Source organism: Dermacoccus sp. 147Ba (assembly GCF_004151355.1).
Taxonomy (GTDB): domain Bacteria; phylum Actinomycetota; class Actinomycetes; order Actinomycetales; family Dermatophilaceae; genus Dermacoccus; species Dermacoccus abyssi.
This window is the reverse complement of the sequence record NZ_SEHL01000007.1, coordinates 38,086-50,752: the sequence shown is the minus strand read 5'-3', so window position 1 is coordinate 50,752 and position 12,667 is coordinate 38,086. Positions and strand designations below refer to the sequence as shown.

General features: G+C 69.1%; 13 protein-coding genes. 3 read left to right on the top strand and 10 right to left on the bottom strand.

Going from position 1 to position 12,667, the window contains the following annotated elements; genetic code table 11:
- Window position 1 precedes the first annotated feature (1 nt).
- The gene (gene mshA / locus EVU97_RS10245; RefSeq protein WP_129665766.1) at window positions 2–1,285 is read right to left on the bottom strand and encodes a D-inositol-3-phosphate glycosyltransferase; all 1,284 of its coding nucleotides are present in this window, start codon (window positions 1,283–1,285) and stop codon (window positions 2–4) included.
- 104 nt (window positions 1,286–1,389) lie between these two features.
- On the opposite strand from mshA, the gene EVU97_RS10240 reads away from it, so the two are divergent.
- Window positions 1,390–2,199: a class I SAM-dependent methyltransferase gene (locus tag EVU97_RS10240; RefSeq protein WP_129665560.1), complete on the top strand. Its 810-nt coding sequence runs from the start codon at window positions 1,390–1,392 to the stop codon at window positions 2,197–2,199.
- A 12-nt stretch (window positions 2,200–2,211) separates the two neighbouring features.
- Here EVU97_RS10240 and manA read toward each other — a convergent pair whose 3' ends face one another.
- From manA to EVU97_RS10200, 8 genes are all read right to left on the bottom strand, one after another.
- The gene (gene manA, locus EVU97_RS10235) at window positions 2,212–3,390 is read right to left on the bottom strand and encodes a mannose-6-phosphate isomerase, class I (RefSeq protein ID WP_129665558.1); all 1,179 of its coding nucleotides are present in this window, start codon (window positions 3,388–3,390) and stop codon (window positions 2,212–2,214) included.
- A 54-nt stretch (window positions 3,391–3,444) separates the two neighbouring features.
- Window positions 3,445–4,167, bottom strand: a complete 723-nt coding sequence (locus tag EVU97_RS10230; RefSeq protein WP_240730202.1) for an alpha/beta fold hydrolase — start codon at window positions 4,165–4,167, stop codon at window positions 3,445–3,447.
- A gap of 81 nt (window positions 4,168–4,248) precedes the next feature.
- Window positions 4,249–4,563 (bottom strand): DUF2516 family protein, encoded by a 315-nt coding sequence (locus EVU97_RS10225; RefSeq protein ID WP_047312337.1) that lies wholly within the window; start codon window positions 4,561–4,563, stop codon window positions 4,249–4,251.
- A 54-nt stretch (window positions 4,564–4,617) separates the two neighbouring features.
- Window positions 4,618–6,135, bottom strand: a complete 1,518-nt coding sequence (locus EVU97_RS10220) for a DHA2 family efflux MFS transporter permease subunit (RefSeq protein ID WP_129665556.1) — start codon at window positions 6,133–6,135, stop codon at window positions 4,618–4,620.
- On the bottom strand, window positions 6,101–6,541 hold the full coding sequence (dtd, locus tag EVU97_RS10215) for a D-aminoacyl-tRNA deacylase (protein ID WP_129665554.1): 441 nt from the start codon (window positions 6,539–6,541) through the stop codon (window positions 6,101–6,103). Before dtd ends, EVU97_RS10220 begins: the two co-directional genes overlap by 35 nt.
- Window positions 6,538–7,566, bottom strand: a complete 1,029-nt coding sequence (locus EVU97_RS10210; protein WP_129665552.1) for an asparaginase — start codon at window positions 7,564–7,566, stop codon at window positions 6,538–6,540. The genes dtd and EVU97_RS10210 overlap by 4 nt, the downstream gene beginning before the upstream one ends.
- A gap of 140 nt (window positions 7,567–7,706) precedes the next feature.
- Window positions 7,707–8,717 (bottom strand): DUF2382 domain-containing protein, encoded by a 1,011-nt coding sequence (locus tag EVU97_RS10205; RefSeq protein WP_129665550.1) that lies wholly within the window; start codon window positions 8,715–8,717, stop codon window positions 7,707–7,709.
- 341 nt (window positions 8,718–9,058) lie between these two features.
- Entirely contained in the window at window positions 9,059–10,138 is a 1,080-nt protein-coding gene (locus EVU97_RS10200; RefSeq protein WP_047312592.1) for a folate-binding protein YgfZ, read from the bottom strand.
- A gap of 58 nt (window positions 10,139–10,196) precedes the next feature.
- On the opposite strand from EVU97_RS10200, the gene EVU97_RS10195 reads away from it, so the two are divergent.
- Together EVU97_RS10195 and EVU97_RS10190 are read left to right on the top strand one after the other, a co-directional pair.
- Window positions 10,197–11,291, top strand: coding sequence for an LCP family protein (locus tag EVU97_RS10195; protein ID WP_129665548.1), 1,095 nt, complete (start codon window positions 10,197–10,199; stop codon window positions 11,289–11,291).
- A 51-nt stretch (window positions 11,292–11,342) separates the two neighbouring features.
- Window positions 11,343–11,840: an FABP family protein gene (locus tag EVU97_RS10190; protein ID WP_129665546.1), complete on the top strand. Its 498-nt coding sequence runs from the start codon at window positions 11,343–11,345 to the stop codon at window positions 11,838–11,840.
- Window positions 11,841–11,900: 60 nt separating this feature from the next.
- Here the strand turns inward: EVU97_RS10190 and EVU97_RS10185 are convergent, their stop codons facing one another.
- Window positions 11,901–12,659, bottom strand: a complete 759-nt coding sequence (locus EVU97_RS10185) for a hypothetical protein (protein WP_129665544.1) — start codon at window positions 12,657–12,659, stop codon at window positions 11,901–11,903.
- Window positions 12,660–12,667: the final 8 nt, after the last annotated feature.

The window sequence follows — 12,667 nt, the reverse complement described above, 5'->3', positions numbered from 1 at the left end:
GTCAGGGAACGATGGCGCTGGGGACGCCCGCGAGCGCGAGCGAGGCGTCAATGTCCGTACTCGCGTCGTCGTGGCAGGCGTTCGCGTAGATGTCGAGCAGACGGTCGACGCTGACGTCCCAGCCGTACTGGCGAGCGTGGGCGACGGCGCGCTCGCCGAGTTCGGCGCGGCGGGCGTCGTCGTCGAGCAACGACCCGAGGGCCTTCGCCCAGTCGAGCGGATCGTGGCCCTCGACGAGCACTCCCCCGTCACCGACGGCTGTGGGCAACCCGCCCACAGCGGCGGCGACGACGGGCGTGCCCGAAGCCGACGCCTCGATCGCGACGAGCCCGAAGGACTCGTTGTGCGACGGCACCGCAACGACGTCGGCCGCGTGGAACCACCGAACGAGCGCGCTGCGGTCGACGGGCGGCACGAAGTCGACGACGTCCTTGACGCCGAGGTCGCGGGCCAAGGTCTGCAGCGCGAGCGGCTTGTCGAGGCCGGAACCTGACGGGCCACCGACGACGACGAGTCGGAGCCGCGAGCGCCGCTCCGGCTGCTCGGCCACGAGTTCGGCCACCGCACGCACGAGCACGTCAGGGGCCTTGAGCGGCTGGATGCGCCCGACGAACAGCACGACCTGCGCGTCCGGCTCGACGCCGAGATGTACGCGTGCCTCGCGGCGACCGGCGCCGTCGGTCGGTTTGAAGGCGTCGAGGTCGACGCCGGGCGTGACGACCTCGACCTTCGACGAGTCGGCGCCGTAGAGCTCGATGAGTTCGCGCGCTTCACCCGGCGTGTTGGCGACGAGCTTCGTCGCCGCGGTGACGACCTGCTCCTCGCCGATCTCGCGCCCGGCGGGCTCGGGGGTGTCGCCGTCGGCGAGCTGGGCGTTCTTGACGCGCGCCATCGTGTGCATCGTGTGGATGAGCGGCACCCGCCAGCGGTCGGCGGCGAGCCAACCCACCTGGCCCGAGAGCCAGTAGTGCGAGTGCACGAGGTCGTAGTGCCCCTCCGGCTTCGACGCCCCGACGCGCATCATGCCTGCGGCGAACGCACAGAGCTGGCCCGGCAGGTCCTCCTTGCCGAGGCCCTCGTACGGCCCGGCCGCGATGTGGTGGACGGTGACGCCCGGCACGAGTTGCACCTGCTCGCCGAGGGCTGCGCTCGTGCGGCGCGTGAAGATGTCGACTTCGACGCCGCGCTCGGCCAACCGCTTCGCCGTCTCGACGACGTAGACGTTGAGACCGCCGGCGTCGCCCGTTCCGGGCTGCGACAACGGGGAGGTGTGGACGCTCACCATGGCCACGTGCCGCACGGGACCGCTGCAGTCGCGGGCCGCGGGAGCGCTACCGAAGGGCTTGGTGCGAGATTCGTCCACGAACGGTCGAACGATACGTTGGGGCCGTGCATTCCCGACCTGTTGGCGCCGTGACGCGGGGGACGACGAACCCCAACCGTCTGCGCCGCCAGGACCGCTGGTTGACCGGCCCGCAGGCCTGGCGACTGCGCCGGAGTGACGATCTGCCGATCGTCGTCGACCTCGGATACGGCGCCTCCCCCGTGACGGCCGTCGAACTGCACGACCGACTGCGGCGGGTACGTCCCGACGTGCGGACGGTCGGCATCGAGATCGAGCCCTCACGCGTCGCGCAGGGGCGTGAGCTGCTCGCGCACAACCCCGGTCTCGCAGGCCTGTCGTTCCGTCGCGGCGGTTTCGAGATACCCCTCGACGCCGGCCGCAGCGCGACGATCGTGCGCGCCGCGAACGTCCTGCGTCAGTACGACGAGTCCGAGGTGGCGGGCGCGTGGGAGCGGATCTGCTCGCGCCTGGCCCCGCACGGCCTCCTCCTCGACGGCACCTGCGACGAGCTCGGGCGGCTCTCCACGTGGGTGGCCGTCACCCCCGACGGCCCGGTGAGTTTCACGATTTCGCTGCGTTTGGCAGGCCTCGGCGACCCCATGGACGTCGCACCGCGGCTCGTGAAGTCGCTCATCCACCGCAACGTGCCGGGCGAACCGGTGCATGCCTACCTCGCAGCGCTCTCTCGCGCGTGGGCGATCAATGCACCGCTCGCTCCTCACGGCGCGCGCCAGCGCTTCGTGGCGAGCGCCCGGGCTCTCAAGGACGACGGCTGGCCACTGCTCGACGGCCCGACGCGATGGCGTCTGGGTGAGATCACGGTCGACTGGTCTGCTGTCGCGCCCCGCGCCTGACGTGGACGTGCGTCAGATGTCGACGCTCGCGACGAACAGCCGCGAGCCGGGTACGCCGGTGACGACGGCGTCGGGGTCCGAGGCCGACGACCACACACATTCGAGACGCTCCAGACGGATGGCTTCGTCACCGCAGCGCACCGTGACCGGTGCGTCGAGCGCGAGCATGACGGCGGGAGCGCCGCCGATCGGCAGCGCCGTCGGTGTTTCGTTCGGCCGTACCTCGAACAGCTCGAAATGGGGCGCTGCTGTGGGGTGATGCAGCGTCGACCCATCTCCGTCTCCCAGGCGCCGCGGCTCCTGGGCTTCGACCGGCGTCCTGACATCGACGATCGTGAGCAGTTCCTCGACGTTCGTCTCCTTGGGCGTGAGCCCACCGCGCACGACGTTGTCGGAGTTGGCCAGCACCTCGATCGTCGTACCGTGCACGAACGAGTGGAGAACCCCCGCTCCGATGAAGTAACTGCGCCCGGGCGTCATGACGAGGTGGCGCATCGTGAGCAGAACAACGACGCCCACGTCACCTGGGAACTGCTCGTGCACGTCGAGCACGGTGCTCAGTGCCCGCGCGGTCGCTTCGTCGGCCGAACCTGCGTCGACGAGCGCCCGGACGGCGGCCACGACAGCAGCCACGAACTCGGCCCGGTCATCGGCAGGAACGTGGAGCAGGGCCGCCAACAACGCGTGCGCCGGATCAGCCGCGCCCCTCGCCTGATCCACGAGAGCGGTGAGCGCGGGCACGTCGAGGCCGACAAGGAGCGCGCTCGCTTCGTCGAACGGCAACGAGCCGGCGAAGGCTTCGCACTCGGTGAGCGGTACCCACGCCTCCGGTTTGGCCCAGGAGTCACCGTAGACACCCTCGGGGGCCGACGCCGCCCGCGCTGCGTCGGGATGTGCCTGGATGGAAAGCGCTCTGTCGGCGGCGAGGATCTTGAGCAGGAACGGCAGACGCCGACCGAAGGCGTCGAGCGACCCTGTGCCGAGGTGGCGTTCGTCGTCTCCGGCGATGTGTTCGTCGAGACCGCAGAAGTGCCCGTCGCCGAGGTCGACACGGGCCGGGCCGGCTTCGTGGGCGCCGACCCAGAGCTCAGCCTCGGGCGTGGCACTCGGCTGTTCGCGCCCGGCAAGCTGCGCCAGGGCGACGTGCGAGCCCCAGGCGTAGTCCTTGATCACGGGTTGGATGCGGTGCAACGCTCTTCCTCGACCTTCTTCCCGGCCACCCGGTCGGGCAACTCGGAACCGAGTCTAGTTCTGATGGTCGTCAGAGAGGAATGCGCCGACGACCTGGCGCACGCGACTGCGGTGGCCCCACAGCAGCCCGTTCTCGTCGAACACCTCGAGCCGGGCGTTCGGCAGATACTCCACGAGGCGCTCCGCCGACGAGACGGGATGCACGGTGTCGCCCTCCTGCGCGAGCACGAGTACGGGGAGCGTGAGATCGCGCAAGCGCTCGACATCGGGTACCGGCACGGCGTGGGGCAGGTCGCGCAGCGCCTCAGCCATCCCGGGGCCGAGGAAGACCTCGGTCTGCTGCTCGACCCATGCCCGCGCCGCGTCGTCGCCGCGCACGGCCTCGGGTAGCTCGGCTTCGAGTTGAGCGCGAATCGGGCCGGCGTCACCGCGCGCCGACGCCTCGGCCATGGCGCTGTACCGTTCGAGCCCCTCGCTGTTGCGAGGTGAGTCGATGACGGCCGGAATGACGAGGACGACGCGCTCGAACCGGCTCGGGTCACGTTGCAGGATGCGCAGGATCGACCCGGCACCCATCGAGACGCCCAGCGCGCGCGTGGCTCCGTAGGCGTCGGCGACGGCGAGCAGCTCGTCAGCCGTGTGGTCGTAGTCCCAGCCGTCGAACGCGGGCGCCGAGCGACCGTGCGAGCGAAAGTGGAAGAAGACGCGCGTGCCGTCGACGCCCGACGCGTAGGGCCGCGTCGAGGGAATCGAGGCTCCCATACCGTGCGCGAACACGGTGACAGGTTCGCCTCGCCCTGCCCTGACGACCTCGAGAGCCCCCGACGGGCCGTCTATGAACTCAGCTGCCACAGCTGGTCACCACGGCCCGTAGGGGCCGCTCGAGTTGCCCTTGCCGGGCCGCACGAGCGGGCGGACGTCGGCCAGGAAAACGCCCGCGGCGACGACGCCGATGATGCCGAGCAGACTGACCGGACGCCCGAGTGAGATGAAGCCGAGCAGCGCGGCGACACCGGTGATGGCGACCCACGCGGGCTTCGTCAGCTTGCCGTGCGCCTGGAAGAGGTCGGCTCGCCCGCGCAACGCCTCGACGAAGGCCCAGACCTCGACGCCCAACAGGATGACGCTGAGGATGAGCATCGCGCCCATCTGGAGCTCGAACAGGAAATCCATGCCCTCACTGTAGAGGCGCTGCCCGACAACCCGCTGAGGGCGCCCACCGCGAGGTCAGCGGCGCTCTGCCTGGTGCGGGTTGACGAAGAACAGGACGGCCACGACACCGACCGCGACGACGGCCGCGGGAAGGTAGAGCGACTCGCCCATCGCACGGGAGAAGGACTCCGCTGCCACGGCGGGGACGCGAGCGCCGGCCCCCGCTTCACCCGCGGGCATCGAGTAGCCCCCGAGGTGGGACGCCAGTCGCGATTCCATGAGGGCTGCAATGGCGGCCGAACCGAGCACCGCACCGAGCTGGCGCGTCGCGTTGAAGACTCCGGAGCCCGCACCCGCTCGCGCGGGCGGGAGGGTCCGCGTGGCCGTCACGGAGATCGGCGCCCACATGAAGGCGTTGGCCAGACCGAGCACGAGGGCGGGGGCAACGAGCTGCCACCACGGGGTGTCGGAGTGGAGAGCGAGGCCGTACCAGACGATGCCCACCGCGAAGCACGTGAGCCCGAAGCCCGCGATGAGGCGCGGGTGCATCCGGTTGACGAGGCGACCAGCAACAGGCGCCAGCCCGAGCGTCAGCACCGCCGTCGGAGCCATGAGGAGGGCCGCCTGAGTCGGCGTCCAGCCGCGTACGCTCTGGGCCCACACCATGATCGGGAAGTTCATCGCCGTGATGGCGAGGCCCACGCCGAAGATCGCGACGTTGGCGAGCGAGAAGTTGCGGAACGTGAAGAGTACGAGCGGAATGAGCGGCTCCGCACGCGTGAGGCGCTGCCACACGACGAAGGCGACGAGGACGGCGATACCCGCCACGATGAGCAGCGGCACCGAGATGACACCCGTGATCGTGCCCCAGTCGTAGCGGTTGCCCTCCTGCAGGCCGAAAACGAGCAGGAACATGCCGATGCCGGAAAGCAGCACGCCGATCCAGTCGAACGTGTGCGTGTGGACCGGCAAGCTCGGCACGAGCTTGAGTGCCATCACGAAGGCGATGATGCCGACCGGAATGTTGATGAAGAAGATCCACTCCCAGCCGACGTGGTCGATGAGCACACCGCCGAGGATGGGGCCGACGAGCGTCGCGACACCGGCCACCGAGCCCCACAGACCCATCGCCGTACCGCGGGTCTCACCGGGGAAGATGCGCGTGATGACGGCCATCGTCTGAGGGGACATGGCCGCAGCGCCGAGGCCCTGCAGAACGCGGGCCGCGATGAGCCCCTCGATGGACCCGGTGAGGCCACACCACAACGAGGCGAGCGTGAACACCGCGAGGCCCACGAGATAGACGTTCTTCGGCCCGTACCGGTCACCGAGACGCCCCGAGACGAGCAGTGGCACCGCGTAGGCGAGCAGGTACGCGCTCGTCACCCAGACCACCGCACCGAGATCGGCGTGCAGACCGTTCATGATGGCCGGCGTACCCACGGCGACGATCGTCGTGTCGAGCAGGATCATGAAGAACCCCAGGCACAGGGCCCACAGGGCCGGCCAGGGGTTGTCGAGGGTCGTGTTCTCGCGTCGCGGGGCCGCGGGCGTCGTCTCAGACGTCGATGATGACCGTGAAAGGTCCGTCATTGGTCAGTGCCACCTTCATATCGGCGCCGAAACGCCCGGTTTCCACCGCGATTCCCGAAGCGACGAGAGCGTCGGCGAGAGCATCAACGAGTGGTTCGGCGACGTCACCCGGGGCCGCCTGGCCCCACGACGGTCGTCGCCCTTTGCGCACGTCACCGTACAGCGTGAACTGGCTGACGACGAGCACGCCGGTGCTCGCGCCGCGCTCTGTGAGGTCGCTCACGGAGACCTCGCCCGGCATGATGCGCAGCCCGGCGATCTTGCGCGCCATGGCCTCGACCTGAGCGTCACCGTCGTCGTGGGTGACTCCGACGAGGGCGACGAGACCCGGCCCGGGCAGTGCTCCCACGACCTCACCGTCGACCGTCACCGACGCCTCGAGGGCGCGCTGAACCACGGCCCTCATTCGGCGCGCGCTCCGGGCACCAAGAGGCGACCGGTCGTCGGCTCGCCCAAGGCTTCGGTGACCCCGCCGACGCGCTTGCCGTGACCGAGGATGTCGGCCTTGGCCAACTCGTCGAGCGCAGGCGAATCGATGCCCATGCGACGAAGAACCGCCGCCGCCACGACGGGCCGGGCGCGCTGAGCGCCGTCGGCGATCTTCACTGCGACCCCACGACCGTCGGGCAGGCCGATGGCATAGCAGGCCTCCGCGCCGTCCTTGGCGATGAGCCCGGGCACGCCGGCGACGAGGGTGGACACGTCACGTCGCGAGCCGCCGAGGAAGGCCGGAGCGTTGCGGATGGCTCGAGCAACCCGCCACTCGTGCGTGCCCTCGGGAGCTGCTGCGAGACGACCGAAGGCCCGCGCCAGGCCCGCCATCGACAGCGACATCACCGGGGCGCCGCACCCGTCGACACCCATGGCTGCCACCTCGTCATCGGCGATCTCGGCGAGGGTCTCGGCCATGAGCTGCTGAACCGGGTGGTTGGGATCGCGGTACGTCGTCGTGTCCCAGCCGTTGATCGTGCACGTCGCGAGCATGCCCGCGTGCTTGCCCGAACAGTTCTGGGCGATCGGGACGGGCTCCTGCCCCTCTCGGGTCCACCGCTTGCGGTCGACGTCGTCGTAGGGCAGGTCGGGGGTGTTCTGCAGGTCGGCCTCGCTCAGGCCGTGACGCTCCAGGATCGCGCGCACACCGTCGATGTGGAACTGCTCACCGGAGTGGCTCGAACACACGAGGGCGAGAAATTCGTCGGGTAGGTCGAGCCCGGCGCGCACCATCGCGAGCGCCTGCAACGGCTTGTTCGAGGAGCGCGGAAAAATCACCGCGTCGCTCGGTCCCCACGCCGCTTCGACGCCCCCGTCAGAACCCGTGACGGTGACGAGGCCGTGGTGCACGGATTCGACGAAGCCCGACCGGTCGACCCGTGCGAGCACGGGCGCCGAGGCGAGGGCGGCGGAGACGGTCTGCGCATCAAGAGGGTTCACACCTCCAGCCTAGGGGCGGACACCGACAACCGGCAGCCCGGCGGAGACGACGCAGGCCCCGCACCGCCGAAGCGGTACGGGGCCTGCGGCCTCACGGCATCAATGCTGCGTCACGATGCCGCCCGAGACGTTCGTGAACGTCAGTGCTTGTTCTTGAAGTCACGAGCCTTGTCGTCGATCGTGTGGCCGTCACCGTCACGGTCAGCGGTGCGACCGCGCGCGTCGTCGACGTCACGGTCGCCCGTGCGACCACGCGTGCCGTCGGTGTCGACCTCGACCTCCTCGTGGGCAACCTCGGTCTGCACACGCTCGGTGTCACGAACCTCGTCGACATCGAGGCCGACGCGCTCGACTGCGACGGTCTCCTTGTCGACGACCGGGCGCTCCTCGTGGAGCGTGACCGTCTCGGTCTGCTCGCCAAGGGTGACGTTCGACGCACGCTCGTTCATCGGCTCGCGCGTGACGTTGACCTCTTCGCGGCTGACCGGCACGTCGACCTGCTGCTGGTCGGTGACGACGTACTTGCGCAGGCGGGCCTTGCCGCTCTCGCGACGCTCGGTGCCGACGTTGACACGCTCCTCGTGGCGCACGACGCCTTCGCCGTCACCGTTGTCCGCGATGTCGCGCGCCTTGTCGTCGACCGTGTGGCCGTCGCGGTCACGGTCCGCGGTGACGTCACGGCGGTCGCCGTCGAAGTCACGGTCGCGGCCGGCAGCGCCTGCCACGCCTGCGGCACCAGCGGTACCCGCAGCGCCACCGACGGCGGTGTCGCGGTCACGGTCACCGTCGAAGTCACGACGGTCGCGGTCGCCCTCGAAGTCGCGGCGGTCACCGGCGCCGTTGCCGAGGCCGTAGTAGTGGTAAAGCGCCTCTTCCTGCTCGACGTCGAGGTGCTTGTCGGCGTCCTGACGCGGAGCGTCCTTGATCTTGGCCTTCGAGTACGGCAGGTGGAGGTCGTCGCCCTCAACCCGGGCGCCCTCGAGCGGCACGAAGGATTCGGAGGTGCCGAACAGACCGGTGTTGACCGTCACCCAGGCCGGCTGACCGGTCTGGTCGTCGAGGTAGACCTCGCCCACGGAGCCGACCTTGTCGCCGTCGTTGTCGTAGGCCTTGCCGGAACGGGCTGCCAGAACATCGTCAACGGAAAGCATGTGCAATCTCCTATCGATGAAGGTGTGCACGCGCCGGATCGTCCTGGAACGAACCGGAGTTGACCGGCCGTGCGTCTTGCTCACCACGCAACCACTTTTGGTGGCCCCTGTCACCAGGCTCCGTCGCTAGGGGTGCGAGAACGCATGCAACCTCAGCTTGAGCGGGGCGTCGAAGACCACCCGCCGATTCACCCTCGGGAACGGACGCGGCCAGGTTTAGGGGTGGCGCAACTCATCCCCAAAGGTGGTCAGGCCATCCGACGGAGTCCAAGCGGGCCGCACCGCGACAACAAATGTGATTTATGTCACATTATGCGTCTCGGACGGACAGCCCGGGCGTGTCACGGCTGGACGATCGGCGTCTGAGCCGCAGCCACCCCTCCGACGTACAGTTCCGCATCGACCGGCGTCGATCGCTTGAGCACGACGAGACCGATGGGGCCGTCGACGTGGTGACGAGCCACCGACGTCAGGCGCCCGACGGGCCGTTCCGTTCCGGCCACCGTGACGTCGGCCCCCACGTCGGGCAGAGTGTGCCCACTTCCGTCGAGGTGGACGAAGGCCAGTCGACGCGGCGGACGGCCGAGGTTGTGGACGCGCGCGATGGTCTCCTGACCTCGGTAGCACCCCTTGTGCAGATGAACCGCCGTGCGCAGGAGATCGAGTTCGTGCGGGATGGTGCGGTGGTCGACCTCCGCCAAGCCGTCCGGGTGCCACGCATTGACGCGCAGCGCCTCGAGCGCCCACAGGCCCACCGGGGCGCGGTCGCCGAACTCCTCGACAAAGCGTTCCCGCGGGACGACGAGCTCCCGCCAGGCCCAGTCGGCGCCCGGGTGCTCGACACCGCCCGAGTAGTCGGCAGAGTCCTCCCCCATCCGCGGCCACGGGTCGACCCAGGCGATGACACCGCGCTCACGCAACTCCTCGGGGGTGGACGGCGCTGCGGTCGGTTCACCGATGACGGCGTAGGAATCCGTGAGGTCCTCGACCTCGACCCGCAACATGAACCGCATCCGCTCGAGGAACTCGGCGAGACCGGCGGCCTTGCCGGGGTCGGTCGTGAGCCACGTGCGTTCTCCGTCGTCGACGACGTGCAGGTCGTACTCGACGTGCCCCTTGGGCCCGAGCACGAGAGCCTGCGTCGAGGTGAACGGCGCGAGGTTCGCCAGGTGCTGCGTCGTCATGGAGTGCAACCAGTTGAGGCGGTCTGGTCCGCTCACCCGAACGACACCCCGCGACGAGAGGTCGACGGCACCGACACCGTCCTCGAGCATCTTCTGCTCGCGCAGTGGGTCGCCGTAGTGGGCTGCCACGTTCGACCAGACGCCGTCCGCCGCGACCGCTCCCGGCCAGGTGAGAGCGGGCGACGCCGGCCCTGAGGTCGACTCGTTCGGGGTCTCGTTGCGTACGTCCTCGTTCACACCCGCCACGGTACGCCAGCACACGAAATCCCCCGGGCGCCCCGCCTATGCTTGAACCATGTCCGAGCAGCCGCCACATACGCCCCGTCACGCCATGGACGACGAGCCCGCCGAGGAGCGAAGCACTCGCTCCTCGGATGCTGCCTCCTCCGACCACACCGAAAGGCGCGCGGGCGCGCAGGCTGCCGGTCGCAAGAAGCGCGGCAAGCTACGCACGCTGCTCTACATCCTGCTCGCCATGCTGCTCGTCGTCATCCTTGCCGTGGGCGGCTTCCTGCTGTACCTCAAGTACATCCTCGACAAGGACATCTCACGCGAGGACCTACTCCCCTCGAGCACCGTGAAGCGCGACGACGCGGCAGGCGACTCACAGAACATCCTCCTGCTCGGCTCGGACAGCCGCGACACGAACCTTCGCGACGGCAGCCGAAGCGACGTCATCCAGCTCGTGCACATCAGCAACGACCGCAAGAAGGTCGAGGTCGTGCACTTCCCGCGTGACATGTACGTCGACATCCCGGGGCACGGCAAGAACAAGATCAACGCCGCCTACGCCTACGGTGGCCCGACGCTGCTCGTGCAGACGATCGAGAAGGCCACGAACGTGCGCATCGACCACGTCGCACAGATCGGGTTCTCCGGCTTCGAGAAGCTCACGGACCACATGGGCGGCGTCGACATGTACGTCCAGCAGCCGGTCGACCTCGGCAAGGACGGCAAGTGGGAGCAGGGCATGAACCACTTCACGGGCCTCCAGGCGCGCCGCTACGTCCAGGAGCGCAAGCAGCTCGCGCAGGGCGACATCGACCGCGGCAAGAACCAGCAGGCGTGGATCTTCGCGATTTTCCAGAAGGCGAAGTCACGCGGCGTCCTGTCCAACCCGATGACGATCACGAACATCACCAAGGACATCTCGAACAACCTCGCGGTCGACAAGGACTTCACGACGAACTACATGACGTCGTTGGCCTACAGCCTGCGGGGCCTCAAGCAGGAGAACATCACCTTCTACACCGCGCCCATCACCGGCTTCGGCAACGAGCCGGGCGCCGGCTCCGTCGACTACGTCGACGAACCCGCTCTGAAGAAGCTGAGCGACGGTCTGCGCAAGGACGACATGACGGGCGTCCCGAACGGCCGCAAGGGCGGCTGACGATCCCCGAGCACCTTCGAGAAAGGGCACGCGACCGGCTAGCCTGGTCGCGTGCCCTTCGAACTTGATGTGAACATGCCCAAGGAGCTCGCACCCCTCGCCTGGCTCATCGGCCGCTGGGAAGGTGCCGGAGTCATCGGTTACCCCGGCCTGGAGTCGGCCAACTTCGGCCAGGAGGTCGTCGTCAGCCACGACGACCGCCCCTTCCTCGAGTGGCACTCGAAGATGTGGAAGCTCGACGACGAGGGCAACAAGGTCGAACCGATCGACACCGAGTTCGGCTACTGGCGGCCGCTGGCGAACAACGAGGTGGAGTTCATGGTGACCCATCCCTCCGGCATCGTCGAGATGTACTACGGCACCACGTCGCCCGCGAAGATCGAACTGCGCACCGACGGCGTCATCCGCTCGCCGCAGGCGCCGGAGTACAGCGCCGGCGCTCGTCTGCTCGGCTACGTCAACAGCAACCTCATGTGGGCCTACGACATCGCCCAGGGGGGTAACCCGCTACAGAGCTACGCCTCGGCGGAGCTCAAGCGCGTCGAGTGAGCGTCTGATCCCAAGCTGTGCGCGGCAGATTTCGCCGCGCTGCGGTTCTGGCGCGAGCCGTCAGACGAGTTGGGCGAGAGCCACCGGCAGGAATCCGCACACGAGCACGCAGGCACTGCCTGCGGCCAGCTGTGCGCGCCGATGCGCCGACGTCGCGATCGTGACGGTCGTGCGAAGGCAGGCCCACGACAGAAGACCCGTGAGGGCACCCGCCGCGATCGCGACCACCGGGTCGAGGCCCGCAACCGCACCCACGCCACCCACGAGGCCACCGAGAATCGTCTGGCCCATCCCCATCTCCAGGCGTCGGGACGTCGCCCCGGCAATGCCGTCGATGAGGCAACCGAGCGCCGCCGCGACGCCGACGCTCACGAGCAGGCGGTGCGAGGTCACGTCGTCAGCGGCCGGCACGAGGTAGGAACCGGCGCCGAGTACACCGAGCCCGAGGGCGGTGCCGGCGAGTGACATCACGAGGCGCGGACGCCCGTCCTGGCGCATGAGCTGGTGCAGGAAACTCGCGATGAGTCCGAGCGAGACGACCGCGCCGGCCCAGCGGGTTCGATCACCTGCGTCGCCGGCCACCATCGTCGCCGTGAGGGCCACGGCTGTGAGGGCGAGGACGGTACTCGTACCGCGAGGGCTCGGCAGATTGACCAACCGGGGCCAGCCCCAAGCGAGCACGAGACCGAGCGCGAGGCTGACGAAGGCGACCCCTCCGACGGGCAGGGCGCTCGAGACCGCAACCGCGCCGCCGGCGAGGACACCGGCCAGGGCGCCCGAGGCGCGCAGCGACGGCGTGGGGGCTGTCAGTACGCTCACGCGCCCAT